Below are 23,639 nucleotides of genomic sequence, written 5' to 3'. Positions count from 1 at the left end.
CCGCTCAGAACACCACCAGCGCCCGGCCGCCCTTGCCGGCGAGCATGTTCTCGAAGGCGGCCGGGATGCCGTCGAGGGCGATCCGCTCGGTGACCAGCGCGCCGAGGTCGAGTCGGCCCGCCCGTACGTGCTCGGCGAGCACGGGCAGGTCGCGGGCCGGGTCGCAGTTTCCGTAGACGCAGCCGGACAGGGTGCGGCCCCAGTGGAAGATCTCCAGGGCGTTGAACGTGACCTGCTCGTCCTTGCCGCCGATGCCCACGACGGTCGTACGGCCGCCGCGGCGGGTGGAGTCCCAGGCGGCGCGGATGCTGACCGCGCGGCCCGCGCACTCCACGGAGACGTCGACACCCTGCCGGCCGGTGAGGGCGCGGATCTCCCGGGGGGTGTTCTCGGAGGCGAGGACGTAGTCGGTGGCGCCCGCGCCCCGGGCCAGCTCCTCCTTCTCGGGGGAGACGTCCACGGCGATGATCCGGGCGGCACCGGCGATCCGGGCCGCCTGCAGGGTGGCGAGGCCTACGCCGCCCACCCCGAACACCGCGACGGTCTCGCCGGGCTGGACCCGCGCCGAGTGGTGGACGGCGCCGTAGCCGGTGAGGACGGCGCAGCCGAGGAGGGCCGCGTCGGTGAGCGGGACGCCGTCCGGAAGCGGCAGCACGCAGGACGCGGCGACGACCGTCTCCTCGGCGAACGCGGCGACGTTCAGGCCGGGGTGGAGGTCGGTGCCGTCGACGGTACGGGCGTACACGCCGGCGGCGCCGTTCAGGGCGTTGGCGCACAGCCAGACCTCGCCCAGGGTGCAGGCGTGGCAGGTGCCGCAGGACGGGGCCCAGTTGAGGACGACGGAGGCGCCGGGGGTCACATGGGTGACGCCCTCCCCCACGGCCACGACCGTGCCCGCGCCCTCGTGGCCGAGGACGGCCGGGACCGGGACCCGCAGGCGGCCGTTGGACAGGGACAGGTCGGAGTGGCAGACGCCGGCGGCGGCGAGGCGGACGCGGACCTGCCCGGGGCCCGGGTCCGGGAGTTCGACGCCGGTGATCTCCAGGGGTGCGCCGATGGCGGGCAGGACGGCGGCTCGTACGGCCATGACTCGCGTACTCCCTTAGAACTGGAGGGACTTGGTCTGGAGGTACTCGGCGAGTCCATGGGCGCCGAGTTCGCGGCCGACCCCGGACTGCTTGTAGCCGCCGAAGGGGGCGCGGGGGTTGAAGCGGCCGCCGTTGATGTCGACCTGGCCGGTGTCCATACGGCGGGCGAAGGCCACCGCCTCCGCCTCGTCGCCCGCCCAGACGGCGCCGGCGAGCCCGTAGACCGTGCCGTTGGCGATGCGCAGGGCGTCCTCCTCGTCCACGTACTTCAGGACGGTGAGGACCGGGCCGAAGATCTCCTCCTGGGCGATGGTCATCTCCGGGGTGACGTCGGCGAAGACGGTGGGGCTGACGTAGTAGCCGCGCACGCGCGGGGCTTCGGGGCCACCGGCCACCAGGCGGGCCCCTTCGGCGAGGCCCTTCTCGATGTAGCCGCGCACCCGGTCGCGCTGCTTGGCGTTGACCACCGGGCCGATGCGGTCGCCGTACTTGGCGGCGGCGGCCCGGGCCAGCTCCACGGCCTCGTCGTACTGGTCGGCGTGCACCAGCATGCGGGTCCAGGCGCTGCAGGTCTGCCCGGAGTTGCTCATCACGTTGGCCACACCGACGTTGACCGCCTTGGCGAGGTCGGCGCTCGGCAGGATGACGTTGGCGGACTTGCCGCCGAGTTCGAGGGCGACCTTCTTCAGGGCGCCGCCGGCCACCGCGCCGATCCGCCTGCCGACGGCCGTGGAGCCGGTGAAGGAGACCAGGTCGACGTCCGGGTGCTCGGCCAGGGCCTGGCCTGCGACCGGGCCGAGACCGGTGACCAGGTTGAAGACCCCGGCGGGTACGCCCGCCTCGTGCACGGCCTCCGTGAACAGCTGGGCGGTGAGCGGGGTGTCCTCGGCGGGCTTCACCACGATCGTGCAGCCCGCGGCCAGCGCCGGGGCGGCCTTGGCGACGATCTGGTGCAGGGGGTAGTTCCAGGGGGTGATCGCGCCGACCACGCCGATCGGTTCGAGGTGGACGGTGGAGTTGCCGACCTTCTCCTCGAAGGGGTGGGCGGCGGCCAGCTCGGCGTACGAGCCCGCGACCGCGACCGGTACGGCGGCGTGCACGGCCTGCGAGAGCTTCAGGGGGGCGCCGAGTTCCGCGGTGACCGTCTCGGCGATCTCCTCCTGGCGGGCCACGAGCACGTCCCGCAGCGCGGCCAGCCGGGCCGCCCGCTCGGCGGGAGGTGTCGCGGCCCAGCCCGGGAGGGCGGCGCGGGCGGCCCGTACGGCGGCGTCGACGTCCTCGGCGCCGGCCGCCGGGACCCGGCCGATGACCTGCTCGTCGGCCGGGTTCACGACCTCGATCAGGTCGCTGCCGACGGCGGGACGCCAGGCGCCGTCGATGTAGAGGCCGTCGTGTGGCTTCATTGCTGCTTCCTCCCGGCGGGACAGTCGTCCGGCTCGTGGGCCACCGTACGGCTCACGGGCCGTCGTCCGGCTCGTGGGCCGCCGTACGACTCACAAACTAGCGGCGATAGTTTTCACGCGCCAGCACGAGCCGTCGTGGGCTCACTCACCCAGGTCCGGAACCCGCGCCGGGGACGGGCAGATGCGGTCGCCGCGGTCGTCGAAGACGAAGAGATGGGCGAGGTCGACGAGGAGCGGGATCTGCATGCCGTGACGGAGCTGCAGGTCGGGGGTGGTGCGCACCACCAGGTCGCCGGGCAGACGCCCTTCCGGCGGCGCGGCGACGGTCTCGACGTCGGCCGGTTCGTCCAGGACCACCACCGGGCCGGCGCGCAGCGTGCCCGCGCGCTCCCTCAGGCGGTCCAGGACACCGGCGCCCTCCCGGCGGCGGCGCCGGGAGGGACCGGTGCCGGGACGGGCCGCCTCCAGGTCCGGTACGACGGCGGGGCGTGAGCCGGTGTCGAGGTGGACCAGCATCTCGTGCCCCTGGAACTCCAGGTGCCGCACGAGCCCGGTGAGCGGCACCTCGCCCGGGCGGGCGCCACTGTGCTTGGCGATGCGCACCGCCTCCGAGCGCAGACCGACGATCACCTCACGGCCCTGCTGCACGCGCAGCATGCGGTGGTCCAGGGACACGGGCTCGAACAGGGGGAGGGCCTGTTTGCCCAGGCTGATGCTCATCGCGCCGTCCAGCGGGGCACGGACCAGACCCCGCAGCAGGTTGATGCGCGGGGTGCCGATGAAGGCGGCGACGAAGACGTTGCGCGGCAGCGCGTACACCTCGCGCGGGGTGCCGACCTGCTGGAGCAGGCCGCCGCGCAGGACGGCGACCCGGTCGCCGAGCGACATGGCCTCGGCCTGGTCGTGCGTGACGTACACGGTCGTGACGCCCAGCTCCCGGGTGAGCTGGGCGATCTCGGCCCGCAGGTAATTGCGCAGCTTGGCGTCGAGGTTGGAAAGGGGTTCGTCCATGAGGAAGGCGGAGGGGTGTCGGGCGATGGCGCGCCCCATGGCCACGCGCTGGCGTTCGCCGCCGGACAGCTGTCTGGGGAAGCGGTCGAGCAGGTCCTCGATGCCGAGCATGCGCGCGGTGGCGTCCACCCGGGGGCCGGGATCCGCGCCGGGGGCTTCGATGCGCAGCGGGAAGCCTATGTTGTCCCGGCTGGTCATGTTCGGATACAGGGCGAAGTTCTGGAAGACCATCGCGATGTTCCGCTCGGACGGGGTGAGGTGGTTGGCGTACTCGCCGTCGAGGAGCAGGTGCCCCTCGTCGATCTCCTCCAGCCCGGCGATCATCCTCAGTACGGTGGACTTGCCGCACCCGGACGGTCCGAGCAGCACGAGGAACTCCCCCGGCGCGATGTCCAGCGCCAGCCCGTCCACCACCCGGACCCCTCGCTCATAGGCCTTGCTCACGTCCTGCAGAGATATGGCGCGTGTCATGTCGGCTGCCCCCCGGGGCGCTCCCGTGCCTCCTGCGGTACGCATGAGGCCTGTGCGTCACGGAAGCTAACGGAATGTGCGCGCCCGGCGGAAGGGATCGGGCGGGATCAGGGCGTCCTGGTCCGACAGGTGAGATACCGGACGGGATGTGCGGAGGGCGGACGGCCGGGGCGGGGCCGCTGCCGTCCGCCGGCCCCGCGGTCACCGTGTCGCGGTCAGGTGGGCGAAGACGACCACGTTGCTGGTGTAGCCCGTTCTCCGGTTGTAGAGGCCGCCGCAAGTGAGGACCCGTAGTTCGGGACGGCTGCTCGGGCCGTACACCTCCTTGTCGGGGAAGTCGTCCTTGTCGAAGACGCGGACGCGGTCCACCGTGTAGACGGCGGTGCGGCCGTCGACCCTGCGGGCCTCGATGCGGCTGCCCGTCGCCACCTGTGCGAGGGCGGCGAACACCGCGGGGCCGGTCCTGGTGTCGCGGTGCCCGACGGCGACGGCCGTGCCCGTCTCGCCCGGCGTGGGCCCGTCCTGGTACCAGCCGACGAGCCTGGGCCTGTCCAGCGGTGGCGTCCGGAGCTGGCGGTCGGGGCCGAGCCGTACGCCGACGATCGGCGCGTCGACGCCGAGGGAGGGGATCCTCAGGGTGGTCGCCGGGGACCGGGGCAGGGGCCGGGGCGGGGGTGCGGCCCGGCCGTGGGCCGCCGGGTCCGTACCGTCCGACTGCTCGAACCCGCCGCACCGGACCGCGGTCACCAGGACGGTCACGAGCACGGCCGTCCTGGTGAGGCGGTACGCCCGGGTCCGGTGCCAGGGCCTGCGTCTGCGCCTACGCGGCACCATGCGTGCGCCGGCGGATCAGCCGGAAGTACACGGCTCCGCTGACCACGACCAGCCCCACGGCCGCGGCCGCGGTCAGCGGGGTGTACGCCTGCGCCGTGTCGACGAGGCCGCCGCCGCCGGCGTGGACGCCGCCCTTCGGACCGCCGTTCTCGCGCCCGCCGTCCTCGTGCCCGCCGGCGCCCGCCTCACGACCGTGGTCGTCGTTGCCGCCGTGGTCCTCGATGCGGTCGGGGTCACCGTTGCCGCCCTGGTTGCCCGGGTCCCCGTTGCCGCCGAACCCGTTCCCGGCGGCCCCGTTGCCGCCGGGGTCGCCCGGTGATCCGGGCCGGCCGGCGTCCCGTCCGTCATGGCAGTCGACGCGGAAGATCTTCTCCCGCGGCGTGTTGCCCGCGGTCCAGGTGAGCCGGTACTGGCCGTCGGCCAGCCCCAGCGGGTCGGTGTGGCCGGCGCCGGAGCCGGGACCGAGCGCGATGGTGCCCGTCACGGTGGCGCTGGTGGGCAGCGGCGGCTGGGCCTGGATGATGTAGGCGACGCTCGGCAGGGAGTCGAAGTTGACGGCGTCGAGGTAGAACCGGCACACCACGGGGTCGTCCTTCGAGACGCCGAAGGGCACGCCCACCCGGTGGATCCTGATGTCGCCCGCTTCCCCTTGCGCCATGGCGGCCGGCGTCGCCAGCCAGGTGGCTCCCGCCGCGGAGGCGACGGTGAGGACGGCGGCGCCGAGCCGGGTGCCGACGGCAGGTGGGAGTGTCAAGGTGGGCATGCGTACTCCTCCGAGTCAGACGATTTTCATACAAATCGACCTTTCATCTGACTCTCTTTCACACCCACCCCCCGGCCTCGTGCAGCCGCGCCCGACGCGCCGTCAGGTGTCGCCCGACCGGCGCAACGCGGGCCCGCCGCGGCGCTCGTGCATACCGGGCTCGGCCGTGTCCCGCGCCCCCGCCGGGGCCACCGGCGCCCGCAGGGCACTGCCCGCCGACAGCAGCAGCAGCGCCCCGAGCATCACGAAGGGCGCCGCGACCCCGGTGAGCCCGGCGACCAGGCCGGCGGCGGCGGGCGCGGCGACCTGGCCGAGGCGGTTGCCGGTCAGGCGCAGGGCGAGGGCCGTCGAACGGGCCCCGTCGGGTGCGGCCTGGACGACGGTCGTCATGGACAGCGGCTGGCCGACGCCGAGACAGAAGCCGAGCGCGGTCAGCATCAGGGCGAGCACCCACACCGGCACCGGCAGCGCGACCCCCGCGCACAGCACGGCCGCCAGCAGACAGGTCACGGTGAGCAGCAGGGGGCGGCCGAGCAGCCGCAGCAGCGGTGTGAGCACCAGCCGGCAGGCGATGGTGGCCCCGGCGCGCAGGCTGAGCAGGACGCCGACCACCGACGGCGCGATGCCCCGGTGCTCGCCGACCACCGGCAGATAGGCGGTGAGGATGTCGGTGGCCGACAGCACCGACAGACTGATGAGCATCCCCGCGGGGACTCCCCGGGCACGGAGGATGCGGCCGACGGCGACGCGCTCACCCCGCGCGCCGCGGGACTTGACGGCCGTACGGTCCTCGATGCGCCACAGCGACGTACAGGCGACGGCCGCGCCCGCTCCTGCCACCACGAGGGCCAGCGCACTGGAGCCCGCCATGTCGGGACCGCCGATCAGCGTGCCCGCCGCCACCGGGCCGATCAGCTGGCCGAGCGAGGCGCCGATGGTGAAGTGGCCGAAGTTGCGGTCCTGTTCGTGCGGGGCCGACTGCCGCGCCACCAGCGACTGGGCGCCGATCACGAAGCAGAGGTGGCCGAGCCCCATCACCCCGCTCCACAGCGCCATCGCCCACAGCGAGCCGACGAGGCCGCTGAGCACGCAGCCGCCGGATATCAGCACCACACCGACCGGCAGCAGGGGTGCGCAGCGGCCGTGGTCGGTGCGGCGGCCGAGCGGTACGGCCGCGAAGAGCGGCAGCAGGGCGTACACACCCGCGATCACACCGACCGCCCGCTCGTCCGCGCCCAGCGCGAGGGCCCGGTAGGAGACGGCGGGCCGGGCCATCGACACCGCCCCCTGCGCGAAGCCGAAGGCGATGACGAGGCGGAGCAGCCAGCCGCGGTTCCCACCGGGCGCCATGGACGTTCCCTCCCTGGGAGGCCGGACGGGGGATCAGATGATGCCGAACAGGATTCCCGCGCCGAGTACCACCAGCGAGGTCAGTGCCGCCCACTTGACCACGAACCGGGTGTGGTCGCCGAACTCGACCTTGGCCATGCCGACGAGCACGTACACGGCCGGGACGAGCGGGCTGGACATGTGCAGCGGCTGACCGACGAGGGAGGCGCGGGCGATCTCCAGGGAGGAGACACCGTGCGCGTGACCGGCCTCGGCGAGCACGGGGAGGATGCCGAAGTAGAAGCCGTCGTTGGACATGAAGTACGTGAGCGGGATGCTCAGCACACCGGTGACGAAGGCCATGTGCGGGCCCATGCCGTCGGGGACGTTGGCGACCAGCCACTCGGCCATGTGGTCGACCATGCCGGTGCCCTGCAGGACGCCGGTGAAGACGGCGGCGGCGAAGACCATGCCGGAGACGTTGAGGACGTTCTCGGCGTGCGCGCCGAGGCGGGCCTTCTGGTCCGGCATGTGCGGGAAGTTGACGGTCAGCGCGAGGGCCGCGCCGATCAGGAACAGCACCGGGATCGGCAGCCACTCCATGATCATGGCGGCGAGCAGGGCGACCGTGAGGAGCGCGTTGAACCAGTACAGCCTGGGCCGCAGGGTGGCCCGGTTCGGGTCGAGGCCCTGCAGGCCGTCGTCCTCGGCCTCGGGGGCGTCCGCATCGGTACCGGAGCCCGCGCCGCCGGTACGCGCGGGGGCCTTGCCGGAACCAGTGCCCTTGCCGGAACCGGCGCCCACCAGGACGGTCTCCGTCTCCGGCTCCTCCACCAGCGCCTCGTCCAGCGTCAGTACGCCGAGCCTCTTGCGCTCGCGGCGGCCGAGGACGTACGAGAGCACGAGGACGAAGAGCAGGCCCACGGCGAGGGCCGGGATCATCGGCACGAAGATGTCGCTCGCGTCGAGCTTCAGCGCGGTCGCGGCGCGGGCGGTCGGCCCGCCCCAGGGCAGGGTGTTCATCACGCCGTTCGCCATCGCGGCCACGCCCGTCATCACGACCAGGCTCATCTTCAGCCGCTTGTACAGCGGGTACATCGCCGAGACGGTGATCATGAAGGTGGTCGAGCCGTCGCCGTCCAGCGACACGATCGCGGCGAGGAGGGCGGTGCCGACGACGATCCGCAGCGGGTCGGCCTTGCAGAACCTCAGGATGCCCCGGACGATCGGGTCGAAGAGCCCGACGTCGATCATCACACCGAAGTAGACGATCGCGAACATGAGCATCGCCGCGGTGGGCGCGAGGCTGGTGACGCCGTCGATGACGTAGTCGCCGAGCTTGGCGCCCTTGCCGACGAACACGCAGAACAGCGCGGGGATCAGCACGAGCGCCGCGATCGGCGACATCTTCTTCAGCATGATCAGGACCAGGAAGGTCGCGATCATGGCGAAGCCGAGGATGGTCAGCATGAATGGATACCTAACGTTCGCCCTTGAACATCCCACCGGGCAGGCGGTGCGACGACGTTAGGTCCGTTCAAACGGTGTTAACAAGACGTTGACCTGCGAGCAATAAGCGCGAAAGTCCAGGTCACAGCTTTGCTCAGGTCACAGGCTCGAGTTTTTCGGTCACGGCGGCGACCTCCACGGGCACGCCGTTCAGGACCGCGTTGCCGGACAGCGGGTCGAGCAGACTGCCGTCGAGGAGCTGGTTGACGTTGACGCCGGGGTCGGTGGCGGCGTGACTGAGCCGGGTGCCGGGCCGGTCGTGGCCCCAGCCGTGCGGCAGGCTCACCACACCCGGCCGCACCTCCTCGGTGACCTCGGCCGGGGCGGTCACCTCTCCCCCGGCGCCCTTGACGCGGACCGCCGCCCCGTCCCGCACGCCGAGTCGTTCGGCGTCCGCGGGGTGGATGTGGAGCGTGCAGCGGTTGGTGCCACCCGTCAGGGCGGGCACGTTGTGCATCCAGCTGTTGTTGGACCGCAGATGGCGGCGGCCGACCAGGACCAGCCCGTCGGCGCGTTCGCGGACGGCCTCGCGCAGGCGGGGCAGATCGTCGGCGATGGGCCGGGGCAGCAGTTCGACCTTGCCGCTCCTGGTCTTCAGCGGCTGCGGCAGGCGCGGGCGCAGCGGGCCGAGGTCGATGCCGTGCGGGTGCTCGAGGAGCCGGGCCAGGCTCAGCCCGTCCGGCCGTACGCCGAAGCCGTCGCCGTAGGGGCCGAGGCGCAGCATCATGTCCAGTCGCCGCTCCGGGCCGCTCACGCCGGTGAGCTGTGCGGCGAGCTCCTTCGGGTCGCGGCCGTGCACCGGGGAGTGCGGGTCCCGCACGGCCTTGCCGAGGGTCTGGTCGATCACCATGGCGTCGACGGCCGCCGGGTCGGCGCCGTGCATGCCGGTCGCGGCGAGTACCAGCCGGGCGAGGATCTCGGTCTCGGCCATCCGGCCGGGCTCGAGGGAGACGGCGGGGCGGGTGTAGCGGACCTGGTTGCGCACGGCGAGGGTGTTGAAGGCGAAGTCGTGGTGCGGGCTCTGCGAGGGCGGCGGCGGGGGCAGCACGACGTGCGCGTGGCGCGAGGTCTCGTTCAGGTAGGGGTCGACGCTGACCATGAAGTCGAGGGAGCCCAGGGCCTTGTCGAGCCGGTCGCCGTCCGGGGCCGACAGCACCGGGTTGGCGGCGACGGCGACGAGGGCCCGGATCGGCTCCCCTTCCCCGGTGGCGGTGTCGATCTCCTCGGCGAGCGCGGAGAGCGGCAACTCGCCCTTGGCCTCCGGGTGTCGGCTCACCCGCGAGGACCAGCGGCCGAGCGCGAACCCGCGTCCGGGTCCGGCCGGCCGGGGGGTCTTGTCGGTGGCCGCCTGCGGGAAGAGGGCGCCGCCGGGGCGGTCGAGGTTGCCGGTGAGAATGTTGAGGACGTCCACGAGCCAGCTGGCGAGGGTGCCGTGCGGGACGGTGCAGCTGCCGATGCGGCCGTAGACGGCGGCGGTGGGGGCGGCGGCGAGTTCGCGGGCGAGGGCACGGATCTCGGCGGCCGGCACGTCGCAGGCGCCGGCCACCGCGTCCGGGCGGAAGTCCGCGACGGCGGCCTCGAGTTCGGCGACGCCCTGGACGTGCGGCGTCAACTCGCCCAGGTCGACCAGTTTTTCCTCGAAGAGGACGTACGCCATCGCCGCCAGCAGCAGCGCGTCGGTGCCGGGGCGGATGGCGATGTGCCGGTCGGCGAGCTTGGCGGTGCGGGTGCGGCGCGGGTCGATGACGGTGAGGGTGCCGCCGCGCGCCTTGAGCGCCTTCAGTTTGCCGGGGAAGTCGGGGGCCGTGCACAGGCTGCCGTTCGACTCGAGCGGGTTGGCGCCTATCAGCAGCAGGTGGTCGGTGTGGTCGAGGTCCGGTACGGGGATGGCGTTGGCGTCGCCGAACAGCAGCCCGCTCGAGACGTGCTTGGGCATCTGGTCGACCGTGGAGGCGGTGAACAGGCTGCGGGTGCGCAGCGCGGCGAGCAGGACGGGCGGGTAGAGGGCGCCGGCCATGGTGTGCACGTTCGGGTTGCCGAGGACCACGCCGACGGAGTCCGCACCGTACCGCTCGACGACGGGCCGGATCCCCGCGGCCACGGCGTCGAAGGCCTCCTCCCAGCTCGCCTCGCGCAGTTCGCCGTCCCGGCGTACCAGTGGTGTGCGCAGCCGGTCCGGGTCGCCGTCGACGGCGCCGAAGGAGGCGCCCTTCGGGCAGATGAACCCCTTGCTGAAAACGTCGTCGCGGTCGCCCCGGGCACCGGTGACCCGGGTCCCGTCGATGGTGAGCGTCAGGCCGCAGGTGGCCTCGCACAGGGGGCAGATTCGCAGGGCGGTGCGGGACACGGGTCCTCCCGGTGGGGTGGCGGCGACTGCGCCGAGCATACCGACCGGTATGCACGAGCGGGAGGGGTCACCGCATCCGCGTACGGAAAGCCGGCGACCCTCAGTCGAGCACCCGGCTCAGATACGCCCTCAGGAGCTCGCGGGTCTCGCCGATGATCGCCTCGTCGCCTTCCGGGTCGACCCGGAAGGCCAGTTGCACCAGGGTGTCGGAGGCCTCGACGGCCACCAGGAAGGTACGGCGCAGGTCGTCGTCGGGTTCGCGGTCCAGGTAGCCGGAGAGGAGGTCGGTGAGGCGGTCGGCGACACGGCGGTTGGGTTCGGCGTGTCGGGCGCCGACCGGGATCTGGTTGCCGAAGTCCACCAGGGAGAAGCCGGGGGCGGTGCGCTTCATGGCCAGGTACTCGTCCAGGACGGCGTCCATGGCCGCCCGCCAGTCGCCCACCGGTGCGTCCTTCAGGCGCCCGGTGACACGTTCGGAGTACCGCTCGAGGTTGCGCTGCGCGAGCGCGTCGGCCATCTGCCGTTTGTTGCCGAAGAAGCGGTAGACCGAGCCGATCGGCACACCGGCGCGCAGGGCCACGGCCCGGGTGCTGAGCGAGTCGTAGCCGACCTCGTCGAGGAGGTCGGCGCAGGCGTCGAGGATCCTGGTCAGCCGTTCCGCGCTGCGCCGCTGCACGGGCGCACGGCGCAGCGATGTCGCGTCATGGGGCACGGGCTTCATGATGCCTCTCCGGGGGCGTCCGGTGAACCTCGCCCCCCGGCACGGAGACGGATGGCTACTACACTCACCTGGGTCACCCCGCCGCGGGCGCGGTGCCCGTCGCGCGGGCGGCGCTCGCGGCCGGCGTCGGCTCCGGTGCCGTCTCCGGCGCTGACTCCGGCGCCGACTCCCCCGCCGGCTCCGCCTCGGTTCCGGACACCGTGATGTCGGCCGTGCTCTCGACCGGCTTGCCGTGCACCGCCCACACCGTGCCGTCGTCGGCGTACAGGCGGGCGGTGACGTGGTGGGTGCCGCGCGGCACGAGGCGGGCGGCGAGGCGGTAGTCGGGGCCGCGCAGCCGGGTGACCTGGCCGCCGTCGACGAAGAGGTAGGCCAGGCCCCGGCCGGCGACCGCGCGCGCCCGCGCGCCCGGCGCGGAGAAGCGGAAGTGGTGGACGGTCAGCCGTACGTCCCAGCTCCCGCCGGCGTCCGGTGCCACCTCGACACCCACGTCGGGGGCCCCGTCCTTGCCGACCTCACGGTAGTGCCGTCCTTCCCGGTCCGTCTCGTCGAGGACCTTCCCCACCGGTGAGGGCGATTCCCCGTCCTTGCGTCTGTTCGCGTCGCTCGTGCCGCAGCCCGCCGGTCCGAGCAGCAGCGGAACGCAGACGACGAGCGTGGCGAGCAGTCCCCGCTTCCACGACATGTGCGCGACTGTAGAACAACCGCACCAGGCCCCGGATCCTTCTGAAGTCTGGTTCCGGCCATACCTCTCCCGTAGGAGACCCGCTCCCTCTTGCGCCCGTGAAACCGCAATCCTACGGTGATACATAGGAATATGGTCCGCAAGGGAGCGATCATGAGCGGGGACGCGCGGAAGACCGCGGAAGCACTGGCCTACCTGTCCGGATTCGGCAACGAGCACGTCTCGGAGGCGGTGCCGGGAGCCCTGCCCGAGGGCCGCAACTCACCGCAGCGCGCACCGCTCGGGCTGTACGCGGAGCAGCTCAGCGGTACGGCGTTCACCGAGCCCAGGGCGCACAACCGCCGCTCCTGGCTGTACCGCATCCGCCCTTCGGCCGCACACCCCGCCTTCACCCGGATCGACAACGGCGCTGTCCGCACGGCGCCCTTCACCGAGAGCGTGCCGGACCCGAACCGGCTCCGCTGGAACCCGTTGCCCGAGCCGACCGCAGGGACCGACTTCCTGGCGGGCCTGTGGACGCTCGGCGGCAACGGGGACGCGACCCAGCGCACCGGTATGGCCGTGCACCTGTACCACGCCGACTCCTCGATGGACCGGGTCTTCAGCGACGCCGACGGGGAACTGCTGATCGTGCCGGAACGCGGCGGGCTGCTGCTGCGCACGGAGTTCGGGCTGCTGCACGCGGAGCCGGGCCATGTGGCGCTGGTGCCACGGGGCGTGCGGTTCCGTGTGGAGCTGCTGGACGCCTCCGCCCGGGGTTACGTGTGCGAGAACTACGGCGCCCCCTTCCGTCTGCCCGACCTCGGCCCGATCGGCGCGAACGGCCTCGCCAACCCCCGCGACTTCCGCGCGCCGGTCGCCGCGTACGAGGACGTGGAGGGCCCGGTGGAGGTGGTGAACAAGTTCTGCGGCAACCTCTGGCGGGCGACCTACGACCACTCACCGCTGGACGTCGTCGCCTGGCACGGCAACCACGTGCCCTACGTGTACGACCTGCGCCGCTTCAACGTGATCGGCTCGATCTCGTACGACCATCCCGACCCGTCCGTCTTCACGGTGCTCACCTCGCCGTCCGACACCCCCGGTCTCGCGGGCGTCGACTTCGTGGTCTTCGCGCCGCGCTGGCTGGTGGGCGAGGACACCTTCCGGCCGCCGTACTTCCACCGGAACGTGATGAGCGAGTACATGGGGCTGATCGAGGGCGCGTACGACGCGAAGACGGCCGGGGAGGGGGGGTTCGTGCCGGGCGGCGGCTCGCTGCACAACATGATGTCGGCGCACGGCCCGGACCGGGAGACCTTCGACCGGGCGAGCGCGGCCGAGCTGGAGCCGCGGAAGGTCGACGACGGGCTGGCGTTCATGTTCGAGACGCGCTGGCCGGTGACGCTCGCCCCGCACGCGGCGCGGGCCGGCCATCTCCAGCAGGGCTACGACGACGTCTGGCGGGGCCTGGAGCGGCACTTCCGTCCGTTGCGCTGAACGGCTCCCGACCGGTACGGATAGCCCCGTGACCTCCTTCGCCCCGGACTCCATCGTCCTGAACCGCAAGCTGCCGCTGTGGTACCAGGTGTCGCAGTCGCTGCGCGCCTCGATCCTCGGCCGCTCGGCCCGGGACCCGCTGCGCCTGCCCACCGAGGAACGGCTGGCGGAGCACTACGGGGTGAGCGTGCTCACCATGCGGCAGGCGCTGAAGGAACTGGAGGACGAGGGACTGATCACCCGGCACCGCCGGCGCGGCACGTTCATCGAGCCGGACGCGAGACGGAGCGCTCCGGTGCGGCTGCTCGGTTCGGTGGACGCGATCGTGGCCCAGCAGTCCGGCATGACGACCGAACTGCTGGACCACGGCCGCGCGCCGGTGACGGGTGAACTCGCCCAGTACTTCCCGGACCTGGCGGAGGTGGCGACGTACCACCGGCTGCGCGGCGACGAGAAGACCGGCGAGCCGACGAACCACGCGTACAACCACGTCCGCCCCGAACTGGCCGGCCGCATCGACCCGGAGGACCTGGTCCGCTGGCCGATGACGAAGGTGCTGCGGGACGTGGTCGGCGCGGACATCAGCCGCATCACGGACACCGTCGAGGCGCGGCTGGCCGACCCCGAGACGGCACGACTGCTCCAAGTGCCGCTGCTCAGCCCGATACTGCACTACACGGGCGTGACCTATGACGCCACGGGCCGGGTACTGGACGTGGCGGTCATCCACTACCGCGGCGACCGCTTCTCCTTCACGGTCACCCTGGACGCGTAGGGGCTCCGCCGACGGGGCCGCGACGGGCCGGCGGCCGCCCGCGGATTCGCCGGAACGGGACCGCCCGGCCGACCGCCCGTGCACCACGCCGGGCAGACCTGCGTGCCACGGCCGTCAGGGGCCGACAGCGCCTGCCGATGCGCGGCGACCGTCTCCGCCCGCACGAGAAGGGCGCGAGGGGCAGCCGGGCGCCTGCCGGTGCACCGAAACCGTCGCACTCGCATGACAGCGCCGCCCGAGCGGCGGGGGACCCGGGGTCCGACGGCTGCCTGCCGGTTCGTCGTGGCCGTCGCACCCGCACGACACCCTGCCGGTTCGTCCTGGCCGGGCCGTCCGTGGGGCGGGTCGCACCCCGCGTGTTCCGTGCCCGGCCGGTCGCTTCGTGCCGCCGCGCTGCCGGCGCCGCCGGGCTGGTGCAGGCCCGCGCCGCTCTGGTGCGCTGCCGTACGATGCCCAGCGTGACGCACGACGACGCTCCGCTGCTGGCGGACCTCATGCCGTGGTCCGTCGCACCGCTGCGGCCGGGCCGCGCCTGGCCGACGGCGCCCGACCCGGCCTCCTTGAAGTCCCGCTGGGAGACCCTGCTGAAGGCCGAGGGCGCGGACCGGGAGGCGCTGTTCGAACCGACGCGCTCGCGGACGCCGCACTCGGCGGTGGGGCAGTTGCCCGGCCAGTCGAGCGGCACGGAGAAGCTGGTGCGGGCCTCGGGCCCGTGCCCGGAGCCGGTTCGTGTGCTGGCGGCCCCGTTCGACGAGCAGTGGCTGATCCCCGACCACCGCCTGCTGGACACGGCCCGCCCCGAACTGTGGCGGGTGGCGGACTCCCCTCAGGTGTTCACGGTGGAGACGGCCGGGGACTCCCCCGCCCTGGGCTCGCCCCTCCTGGCGACCGCGCACCTGCCCCTGCTGCGCCCCGGCCGCATCCGCCCCCTGTACCGGCGCCCCGGCGGCGAGGAGCCCAACCTCGCGCCGGGTTTGCGGGACCTCCTGGCCGCCCGCCTGGGCCTGTCCCCCGCCCCGCTGGACGTCCTCGCCTGGATCCTGGCCTCGACCCGCCCGGACCTCACCGTCCCGCTCACCGGCGACGCCGAACTCTGGTCCCGGGGCGTGCGGCTGGGCCACCGCATGCTCTGGCTGATGCGCCGCGACGGCGAACGCCCCAAACTCCCCGGCGGCCGCCGCCCCTACGTCCGCGCTCCCCTGCCCTCCCTCCCCCTCACCCTCCACTACGACCGCGAGGAGGAGGCCCTCCACCTCGACGAGGGCCGCATCGCGCCGGTGCCGCCGGACGCCTGGGACTTCGAGGTGTCCGGGGTCCGGGTCGTCGAGGGGTGGTTCGCGGCCCGGACCGCACCCGCGGAGCCCGGTACCCTCTCCGCGATCCGCCCCCGTACCTGGCCGCAGACCTGGACGTCGGAGCTGCTGGAACTGATCACGGTGCTCGCGCTGCTGGCGGAACTGAAGCCCCGGCAGGAGGAGTTGGTGCCGACGGCACCCGTCACAGCCACCGACCTCCGCAAGGCCGGCGTCCTCCCGCCCCCGGAGTGGTCCCGCCGTCCCGCCTCCGTCCTCGACCACCATGAGGAGGGCCCGGAAGGCCAGTTCGCGCTGCTTTAGGCGGACGAGGGGTGGGGGCACAGCCGCGCCCCGATGGGGCGCGGGAAGAACTGCGCGACCGGCCACGACGATCCCGCACCTGCCGAACTCCCCGAGCCAGTGCTGCGACCGGAAAGGTTTGCCGGGAAGCTCGCGGCGTCCGGTGCGGTGCCTCGCAAGGCGGAGCATCACCCGCGTACTGGATGCACTCGGGTGGTGCGACAACGCGGCGAGGTGCCGTGCCGGGCGTCGCGAGCCGGTGAACCTTTTCGGTCGCAGCACTAACGCTGCGCGAACGCGTCCAGCACCCGTTCCAGCGCCCGCCGGAACACCACCTCCGGGTCGATCGGCCCCGGGTCCGCCCCGAACGCCGCCGCCATGCGCGGATAGGCGCCGGAGGCGATCCGGCTGCCGAGGTAGGCGATGCGGGCCGCGTTCTCCTCGTCCTCGGACCAGGGCAGGGAGCGTACCCGCTCGGCCGTGTCGAGTTCGTTGCGGACGTACGTGGTCACCACACCGTTCAGCATCGCGACGAGCTCGACCTTCGTGCCGTAGGAGGCCTCCAGCGGGTCGAGGCAGGCCAGGCAGTGCTCGATGTAGCGCAGGGCGTTCGGGCTGAAGCCGTAGACGGGGGACATCAGACGCGGCATCCAGGGGTGGCGGTGCAGCAGACCGCGGGTCTGGTGGGCGACCCGGAGCATGTCGGCCCGCCAGTCGCCGGCCGGCTCCCACAGCTCGTGCTCGCCGCTGACCGCGTCCACCATCAGCTCGTACAGGTCCTCCTTGCGGGGGACGTAGTTGTACAGCGACATCGTGCCGCAGCCCAGCTCCGCCGCGACGTGCCGCATCGACACCGCGTCCAGCCCCCGGTCGTCGGCGATCCGCACGGCGGCGGCCGCGATGTCCGCGCGGCTGTACGCCGGCCGCGGACCTCGCCCGGCGCGCTCGGGGCGCGCCCAGATCACTTCGGGTACGGCCCCTCGGCCCCCTTGGCCTGCCATCGGTCATCACCTCGCCCACCATCGTAGTTACGTACACCGTACGTAGTGCGCTATGGTCACCTCATGACTACTACGTACGCTGTACTTAGTGAGGGTCTGGAGAAGCGCTTCGGCACCGTGCACGCCCTGCGCGGGCTGGATCTGGCCGTGGCGGAGGGCACCGTCTGCGGGCTGCTCGGCCCGAACGGGGCGGGGAAGACGACGGCCGTGCGACTGCTGACCACGCTGCTCACACCCGACGCGGGCTCGGCGCGGATCGCCGGGCACGACCTCGTACGGGAGGCGGCGGCCGTGCGGAGGCGGATCGGCGTCACCGGGCAGTACGCCTCGGTCGACGGAGACCTCACCGGGCGGCAGAACCTGCGGCTGTTCGCCCGGCTGCACCGGGTGCGGGGGCCCGCCGACCGCGCCGCGGAGCTCCTGGAGCGCTTCGGCCTGACCGAGGCCGCCGACCGGCCCGCGTCCACCTACTCCGGCGGGATGCGCAGGCGCCTGGACCTCGCGGCCAGCCTGATACGCCGGCCGGACGTGCTGTTCCTCGACGAGCCGACGACCGGACTCGACCCCGCCAGCCGCAACCGCATCTGGGACGCCGTGGGCGAGCTCAAGGCGGACGGCACCACCGTGCTGCTCACCACCCAGTACCTGGAGGAGGCCGACCGACTGGCCGACGACATCGCCCTGGTGGATCAGGGACAGGTCGCGCACCGCGGCTCACCGGCCCAGCTCAAGGCGCTCATCGGAACGCACGCGGAGGTCGTCGTCGCGGACGCCGGCAGCCTGGAGAAGGCCGCGGCCGTGCTCGGCCGGCTCACCGGCGGGCAGCCGGTGAGCGACCACGAGCGGCACAGCGTCGGCGCCGTCACCACCGACCCGACACTCACCCTCCCCCGCCTGGTCCGCGAAATGGACGCGTCCGGCCTGCCGTTGCTCGACGCGAGCCTGCGGCCACCGACCCTCGACGACGTGTTCCTGCGTCTGACCGACGGCACCCCCGACATCGACGGCACCCGCACCAAGGAGCCCGCGGCATGACCATGTTGGCGTACGACGGCACCGCGATACTGGGGCGCCAGCTGCTCCGGGTCCGTAACAACCCGGGGCTGCTGATCCTCACCCAGACGATGCCGATCAGCATGCTGCTGTTCTTCGGCTACGTCTTCGGCAGCGCGCTGGCGATGCCGGGCCGGGAGTACCGCTCCTTCCTCGTCCCCGGGCTGCTGGTGGCGACCGCCGCCGGCGGGGTCATGATGGGCATGTTCCAGGCGGCCGCCGACATCCACCGGGGCGTGACGGACCGCTTCCGCTCACTGCCGATGAGCCGGGCCGCCGTCCCGCTGGGGCTGACCCTGGCCGACCTCGTGGTCACGGCCGCCGGGACGGTGCCGTTCCTGCTGGTCGGACTCGCCATGGGGTGGCGGGTCGAGGGATCGGTGCTCGACGCGGTGACCGCGATGGCGCTGTTGCTGCTGTTCCGGTTCGCCTGCACCTGGGTGGGGATCTTCCTCGGGCTGCTCACCCGCAGCGAGGACGCGGCCGGCCAGCTGGGCGGCGCCACCTTCATGCTGCCGCTCCTCTCCAACGCCTACATCCCGACCGGTAATCTTCCCGGCTGGCTGCGCACGCTCGCCGAGTGGAACCCGATCAGCGCGGTGACCACGGCGCTGCGGGACCTGTTCGGCAACGCGCCCGTGCCCGCGGGAGCGGCCTGGCCGGTGGCGCATCCGGTCGCCGGGTCACTCATGTGGTGCGCCGTACTGCTCGCCCTCTTCGCGCCCCTCGCGGTCCGCCGCTACGCGCACGGCTGACAAAGGCGCCGGTCAGGGGCGATGATCCACCCCATGGACCGTCTCCCCCCGCCCCTGGAGGGCATCACCGTCGTCGCCGTCGAACAGGCCGTGGCCGCACCCTTCGCGACCCGGCAGCTCGCCGACCTGGGCGCCCGGGTCATCAAGGTGGAGCGGGTCGACGGCGGCGACTTCGCGCGCGGTTACGACACCGCGGCACGCGGGCTGGCCTCGCACTTCGTGTGGTGCAACCGCGGCAAGGAGTCCATCGCGCTGGACCTGAAGGACCCGCGCGGCCTGGACCTCGTACGGCGGCTCGTCGCGGACGCGGACGTGTTCGTGCAGAACCTCGCCCAGGGCGCGGCGGCCCGCCTCGGTCTCGACGCGGCCACCCTGTGCGCGGCCCATCCGCGGCTGGTCGCGGTCGACGTCTCGGGGTACGGGGCGTCCGGGCCGTACGCGGACAAGCGGGCGTACGACATGCTCGTGCAGTGCGAGGCGGGGCTGGTGTCGGTGACGGGGACACCGGAGCAGCCGGTGAAGGCCGGCATTCCGGCCGCGGACATCGCGGCGGCCATGTACGCCTTCTCGGGGGTACTCGCGGCGCTGGTACGGCGAGGGGCCACCGGGCGCGGCGGGCCGGTGGAGGTGTCGATGCTGGACGCGCTCGCCGAGTGGATGGGGCACCCGCTGCACCACTCGATGCACGGCGGCACTCCCCCGGCGCGCACCGGGCTCGCACACGCCGTCATCGCCCCGTACGACGCCTATCCGACGGCGGACGGCGGGCGGGTGCTGCTGTCGGTGCAGAACGACCGGGAGTGGCGGCGGCTGGCCGAACAGGTCGTCCGGCGGCCCGAGTTGGCCACCGACCCGGGTTTCGCGACGAACGCGGCCCGGGTGGCCAACCGGGCGCGCACCGACGAGCTGGTCGGCGGGGCGCTGGGCGCGCTGACGGCGGACGAGGCCGTGACACGACTGGAGGCGGCCGGCATCGCCTGCGCACGGCTGAGGGACCTGCGGGAGGTCGCGGAGCATCCGCAGCTGGCGGCCCGGGAGCGCTGGCGCGAGGTGGATTCGCCGGCCGGGCCGCTGCGGGCGCTGCTGCCGCCCATCACGCTGCCGGGCGGGGACGAGGCACGGATGGGTGAGGTGCCCGCGCTCGGGCAGCACACCGGGGCGCTGCTGCGTGCCGTGGGGATGACGGACGACGAGATCGCAGCGTTGCGCCGGGACGGTGTGATCGCCTAGGGCCTGCCGGGCAGGCCCTGAGCGCGGGCCGGGCTCAGTGCTTGTTGCCGCCGAACAGTGAACGGCGCAGTCGGCGCAGGGGGGCGAAGAGCGAGACCCGGCTGACCCGGGCGCCCCTGCCGCTGCGCTTGTGGGCGGGTTCACGTGCGGTCAGCTCACGCATGAGCGAGGTCGCCTCGACCGTCTCCCGCTGCGGTATGGCGGGACCACCCAGAACCGACAGATGGCGGTCCAGACGCGAACTGGTCGCACTGCTGCCGCAGGTGATCGCGGGGATCCGCGCCCTGCTTCGCACTGTTATCTGCTCCATGTCACTCCCCACCCGTACGAGTCCACCCGGCCCGGGCAGGGTAACCCTATCGCCCCGGCGAGGCACCCGTGTATCACGGTCGCAGTATTCACCTACCCCGCAAGGAGGTTGACGATTACTCTCCGAATCCGACCGATTTCAACGCGAGTTGGGCAATTGGCTGGGTGGTGGGCTGCACTGATCCCCCATCGGGTTCCACGGTTACGGCGAGTGATGCCGCCGACTTGGCCAGACCTGACGCGATCAAGGGCGTGTCGCCGTCGAAGAGCCCGAGGGAGCGCGGCTGTGTCCCGGGGCGCATGAGCCAGAGCTGACGTACTCGTCCGCTGGGCGGGGTGCCGTATCCGCTGAGCGTGACGACGGCCTGACCCCGGGAAGCGGAAGCGATCACTCCGATGGTTCGGCCCTGCTCGTCCTTCCCGCTGGTCGCACGGGTGTCGGAGGCGGACAGAACGTGGGCGATCTCACGTGACTGGGCGCGCGCGGTGTCCAGTTGGTCCTGGGTCCGGTTGGCCTCGACGGCGAAGAGTCCGGCGACGACGAGCGCCGCGGCGGCCGTGGCCGTGGCGAAGGGGGCGAAGAGGGGGCGCGCGCGGGGGGCACGGGCGCGGGCCGGAGGGGGCTGGCCGCCCCAGACGTGCGGCGGGAGCTGGGAGGCGCGCTCCCGGGCCGGGGCCGGGTCCTGCGGCGTGGCCCGTACGGCCGCGAGCACCCGGTCGCGCATCGCGGCCGGCGGTGGGGCGGCGGCGGACCAGGCCAGACGTACGGCGTCCTCGGCCAGTTGGCGGACCTCGGCGCTGCAGCGGTCGCAGGTCCGCAGGTGCTTCTCGAAACGGACGCGCTCGGCCGGCTCCAGGGCGTCGAGGGCGTACGGCGCGGCCAGCGAGTGGAGTGCCTCGCGGCCGAGGAGACGGTCGAGCAGACTCATGCGGCACCTCCGAGGCACTGGCGCAGCCGGGTGAGTCCGTCACGCATCCGCGTCTTCACCGTACCCAGCGGCAGGGAGAGCCGTTCGGCCACCTCGCGGTAGGTGTAGCCGTCGTAGTAGGCGAGGGTGACGGACTGCCGCTGCAGGGTGGTGAGACGGCCCAGGCAGCGCCGTACCCACTCGCGCTCCAGTCCCGCCTCGACCTCCTCGGCGACGTGGTCGAAGGCGGGCTCGGCGGCCCGCAGTGCCTCGCGCTGCTCGCGTTCCCCGGCCGCGCGGGCGCTGCGCACCCGGTCGACGGCGCGGCGGTGGGCGAGGGTCAGGACCCAGGACAGGGCGCTGCCCCGGGCGGGGTCGAACCGGGCCGCGGAACGCCAGAGTTCCAGCAGCACCTCCTGGGCCACCTCCTCCGACTGGGCCGGGTCGCGCACCACGCGGCGCACGAGCCCGAACACCGGGCCGGACACCATGCCGTACAGCTGCTCGAACGCCGTCTGGTCACCGCCCGCCACGCGCACCAGGAGTTGGTCCGCCTCCACCCGGTCTCCCTCTCCGCGGCCGCACCGCCCCCATCCCGCCACGCCAGCTCCCGTCGCACCGGTTCTGCCCAACGGACACACCTCCAGCAGGGCTTACGGATGCGGGAGCCGAAAACGCGGGTCAGGAACGAGAAAAAGAAATTTTCTCGGAGACCAAACCGAACCCGCCCTCCGCTCCGTATACCCGTCCGTCAAGCAAGTTGGGACTGAGGACGGACGGCATGACACCTCACTTTTCCAGGAGCGGTGCGGGGCGCAAGGGCCTTGTCACTCTCGTCTGTGGTGCGCTGGCCGCCGGTGGGCTCGCAGCCGCCGGCGCCGCCGCACTGGCACCCGGGGCGGCCTTCGCCTCCAGCCACCGGGAGGCCCCGCTGATCTCGGGGACCCCGCAGTACGACAACACCGACGTGTACGCGTTCGTCAGCCCCGACAAGCCCGACACGACGACGATCATCGCGAACTGGATCCCGATGGAGGACCCGGCCGGCGGCCCGAACTTCTTCACGTTCGCGGACGACGCCCAGTACGACCTCCACGTCGACAACAACGGTGACGCGCAGGACGACCTCCTCTTCCGTTACACCTTCAAGACGCACCGGAAGAACGACAACACGTTCCTCTACAACACCGGTGTGGTCGACAGCCTGAACGACCCCGACCTCAACGTCACGCAGTCGTACAACATCGACCTGATCCGGCTGAAGCACGGCAAGCAGGTGTACAAGACGAGGGTCGCGAGCGGGGTCCCGGTGGCCCCGTCGGACGTCGGCAAGGCGTCGATGCCGGACTACGCGAAGCTGCGCTCGCAGGCCATCTACAAGACGGCGAACGGCGGCGCGACCTTCGCCGGCCAGGCGGACGACCCGTTCTTCCTGGACCTGCGCGTCTTCGACCTGCTGTACGGCGGGAACCTCAGCGAGGTCGGCCGGGACACGCTCAAGGGCTACAACGTCAACACGATCGCCCTGCAGGTGCCCAACGACCTGATCCGCGAGTCGGACAAGCAGCCGATCGTCGGCATCTGGTCCACGACGCAGCGCCGGAACGCGCAGGGCTACTACTCGCAGGTCTCGCGCCTGGGCAACCCGCTGGTCAACGAGGTCGTCAACCCGCTGAAGGACAAGGACAAGTTCAACGCGTCCTCGCCGGCGTACGACGGTCAGTTCCTGAAGAACGTGACCAACCCCGAGCTGCCGAAGCTCATCGAGTCGATCTACAAGATCAAGGCTCCGAGCGAGCCGCGCAACGACCTCGTCGACGTGTTCCTGAAGGGCGTCAAGGGCCTCAACCAGCCCCCGTACGTGAAGCCTTCGGAGGAACTGCGCCTCAACACCTCGATCAAGCCGGCCATGCACCCCAAGCGGCTCGGCGTCCTGGACGGCGACAACGCGGGCTTCCCGAACGGCCGTCGCCTCACGGACGACGTGGTCGACGAGGCGCTGCAGGTCATGGAGGGCGAGCTGGTCGGTTCGAAGAACGACCTGAGCGACGCGGTCAACGAGAACGACAAGAAGTTCGAGAAGTACTTCCCGTACGTGGCGGAGCCGACCCCGGGTTCGCGCGGCAAGCTCGCCAAGGGCACGACCAGCGGCGCTGACGTGCGCAGCCAGCTCGGTGACGCGCTCCAGCCGGCGGGTTCCTCCGGCGGCACCGACAACACGGTCCTGATCGCCGGATCGGCTGCCGCGGGCGCGGCCGGAGTCCTGCTCCTCGGCACGGGCTTCTCGTGGTGGCGCCGGCGTATGTCGCGCGGGTACTGATCCCACCCCCACCGACTGGCGCGGCCCGCGCATCCATTCCCCCACGGCGCGGG

General features: G+C 72.6%; 21 protein-coding genes. 7 read left to right on the top strand and 14 right to left on the bottom strand.

What is annotated here, in order from left to right; translation table 11 throughout:
- Positions 1 to 4: 4 nt before the first annotated feature.
- The 10 genes from ACWC21_RS32005 to ACWC21_RS31960 form a co-directional block, all read right to left on the bottom strand.
- Positions 5 to 1,087, bottom strand: a complete 1,083-nt coding sequence (locus ACWC21_RS32005) for a zinc-binding dehydrogenase (protein ID WP_450886893.1) — start codon at positions 1,085 to 1,087, stop codon at positions 5 to 7.
- A gap of 15 nt (positions 1,088 to 1,102) precedes the next feature.
- Positions 1,103 to 2,491 carry an aldehyde dehydrogenase family protein gene (locus tag ACWC21_RS32000; RefSeq protein ID WP_450886891.1) on the bottom strand — a complete coding sequence of 463 codons (1,389 nt, stop codon included), beginning with the start codon at positions 2,489 to 2,491 and terminating at the stop codon, positions 1,103 to 1,105.
- Between the two features lie 141 nt (positions 2,492 to 2,632).
- Entirely contained in the window at positions 2,633 to 3,973 is a 1,341-nt protein-coding gene (locus ACWC21_RS31995; RefSeq protein WP_450886889.1) for an ABC transporter ATP-binding protein, read from the bottom strand.
- Between the two features lie 201 nt (positions 3,974 to 4,174).
- Complete coding sequence (locus ACWC21_RS31990; protein ID WP_450886887.1) at positions 4,175 to 4,807, bottom strand: class F sortase; 633 nt, start codon at positions 4,805 to 4,807, stop codon at positions 4,175 to 4,177.
- Entirely contained in the window at positions 4,794 to 5,570 is a 777-nt protein-coding gene (locus ACWC21_RS31985) for a hypothetical protein (RefSeq protein ID WP_450886885.1), read from the bottom strand. The genes ACWC21_RS31990 and ACWC21_RS31985 overlap by 14 nt, the downstream gene beginning before the upstream one ends.
- Before the next feature lie 102 nt (positions 5,571 to 5,672).
- The gene (locus tag ACWC21_RS31980) at positions 5,673 to 6,920 is read right to left on the bottom strand and encodes an MFS transporter (protein ID WP_450886883.1); all 1,248 of its coding nucleotides are present in this window, start codon (positions 6,918 to 6,920) and stop codon (positions 5,673 to 5,675) included.
- Between the two features lie 33 nt (positions 6,921 to 6,953).
- Positions 6,954 to 8,369 carry a CitMHS family transporter gene (locus ACWC21_RS31975; RefSeq protein ID WP_450886881.1) on the bottom strand — a complete coding sequence of 472 codons (1,416 nt, stop codon included), beginning with the start codon at positions 8,367 to 8,369 and terminating at the stop codon, positions 6,954 to 6,956.
- A gap of 133 nt (positions 8,370 to 8,502) precedes the next feature.
- A complete protein-coding gene (locus ACWC21_RS31970; protein ID WP_450886880.1) occupies positions 8,503 to 10,755 on the bottom strand; it encodes a molybdopterin oxidoreductase family protein in 2,253 nt (750 codons plus the stop codon).
- Positions 10,756 to 10,855: 100 nt separating this feature from the next.
- Positions 10,856 to 11,476, bottom strand: coding sequence for a TetR family transcriptional regulator (locus tag ACWC21_RS31965; RefSeq protein ID WP_450886878.1), 621 nt, complete (start codon positions 11,474 to 11,476; stop codon positions 10,856 to 10,858).
- A 73-nt stretch (positions 11,477 to 11,549) separates the two neighbouring features.
- A complete protein-coding gene (locus tag ACWC21_RS31960; protein WP_450886877.1) occupies positions 11,550 to 12,161 on the bottom strand; it encodes a hypothetical protein in 612 nt (203 codons plus the stop codon).
- Between the two features lie 153 nt (positions 12,162 to 12,314).
- Here ACWC21_RS31960 and hmgA point away from each other — a divergent pair, with 153 nt between their 5' ends.
- From hmgA to ACWC21_RS31945, 3 genes are all read left to right on the top strand, one after another.
- Positions 12,315 to 13,640, top strand: a complete 1,326-nt coding sequence (hmgA, locus tag ACWC21_RS31955) for a homogentisate 1,2-dioxygenase (RefSeq protein WP_450886875.1) — start codon at positions 12,315 to 12,317, stop codon at positions 13,638 to 13,640.
- Between the two features lie 28 nt (positions 13,641 to 13,668).
- A complete protein-coding gene (locus ACWC21_RS31950; RefSeq protein ID WP_450886873.1) occupies positions 13,669 to 14,415 on the top strand; it encodes a GntR family transcriptional regulator in 747 nt (248 codons plus the stop codon).
- 449 nt (positions 14,416 to 14,864) lie between these two features.
- Positions 14,865 to 16,031: a type ISP restriction/modification enzyme gene (locus ACWC21_RS31945; protein WP_450886872.1), complete on the top strand. Its 1,167-nt coding sequence runs from the start codon at positions 14,865 to 14,867 to the stop codon at positions 16,029 to 16,031.
- A 260-nt stretch (positions 16,032 to 16,291) separates the two neighbouring features.
- Here the strand turns inward: ACWC21_RS31945 and ACWC21_RS31940 are convergent, their stop codons facing one another.
- Entirely contained in the window at positions 16,292 to 17,011 is a 720-nt protein-coding gene (locus tag ACWC21_RS31940) for a TetR/AcrR family transcriptional regulator (RefSeq protein ID WP_450886871.1), read from the bottom strand.
- 63 nt (positions 17,012 to 17,074) lie between these two features.
- Here ACWC21_RS31940 and ACWC21_RS31935 point away from each other — a divergent pair, with 63 nt between their 5' ends.
- The 3 genes from ACWC21_RS31935 to ACWC21_RS31925 are packed head-to-tail and all read left to right on the top strand — an operon-like array spanning position 17,075 to position 20,049.
- Complete coding sequence (locus ACWC21_RS31935; RefSeq protein WP_450886869.1) at positions 17,075 to 18,046, top strand: ATP-binding cassette domain-containing protein; 972 nt, start codon at positions 17,075 to 17,077, stop codon at positions 18,044 to 18,046.
- On the top strand, positions 18,043 to 18,819 hold the full coding sequence (locus tag ACWC21_RS31930; protein WP_450886867.1) for an ABC transporter permease: 777 nt from the start codon (positions 18,043 to 18,045) through the stop codon (positions 18,817 to 18,819). Before ACWC21_RS31935 ends, ACWC21_RS31930 begins: the two co-directional genes overlap by 4 nt.
- 33 nt (positions 18,820 to 18,852) lie before the next feature.
- A complete protein-coding gene (locus ACWC21_RS31925) occupies positions 18,853 to 20,049 on the top strand; it encodes a CaiB/BaiF CoA transferase family protein (protein WP_450886865.1) in 1,197 nt (398 codons plus the stop codon).
- A gap of 34 nt (positions 20,050 to 20,083) precedes the next feature.
- Here the strand turns inward: ACWC21_RS31925 and ACWC21_RS31920 are convergent, their stop codons facing one another.
- The 3 genes from ACWC21_RS31920 to ACWC21_RS31910 all read right to left on the bottom strand — a co-directional run bounded on the left by ACWC21_RS31920 (position 20,084) and on the right by ACWC21_RS31910 (position 21,826).
- Positions 20,084 to 20,359 carry a hypothetical protein gene (locus tag ACWC21_RS31920; RefSeq protein WP_450886863.1) on the bottom strand — a complete coding sequence of 92 codons (276 nt, stop codon included), beginning with the start codon at positions 20,357 to 20,359 and terminating at the stop codon, positions 20,084 to 20,086.
- 115 nt (positions 20,360 to 20,474) lie between these two features.
- Positions 20,475 to 21,287: an anti-sigma factor gene (locus ACWC21_RS31915; RefSeq protein ID WP_450886861.1), complete on the bottom strand. Its 813-nt coding sequence runs from the start codon at positions 21,285 to 21,287 to the stop codon at positions 20,475 to 20,477.
- Entirely contained in the window at positions 21,284 to 21,826 is a 543-nt protein-coding gene (locus tag ACWC21_RS31910) for a sigma-70 family RNA polymerase sigma factor (RefSeq protein WP_450886859.1), read from the bottom strand. The genes ACWC21_RS31915 and ACWC21_RS31910 overlap by 4 nt, the downstream gene beginning before the upstream one ends.
- 221 nt (positions 21,827 to 22,047) lie before the next feature.
- On the opposite strand from ACWC21_RS31910, the gene ACWC21_RS31905 reads away from it, so the two are divergent.
- A complete protein-coding gene (locus tag ACWC21_RS31905) occupies positions 22,048 to 23,586 on the top strand; it encodes a DUF4331 domain-containing protein (RefSeq protein WP_450886858.1) in 1,539 nt (512 codons plus the stop codon).
- The last annotated feature ends 53 nt before the right edge of the window (positions 23,587 to 23,639 follow it).

It is taken from the genome of Streptomyces sp. NPDC001348 (genome assembly GCF_053597535.1).
The sequence above is the reverse complement of the archived record's forward strand: the minus strand, read 5'-3'. Positions and strand labels throughout refer to the sequence as shown.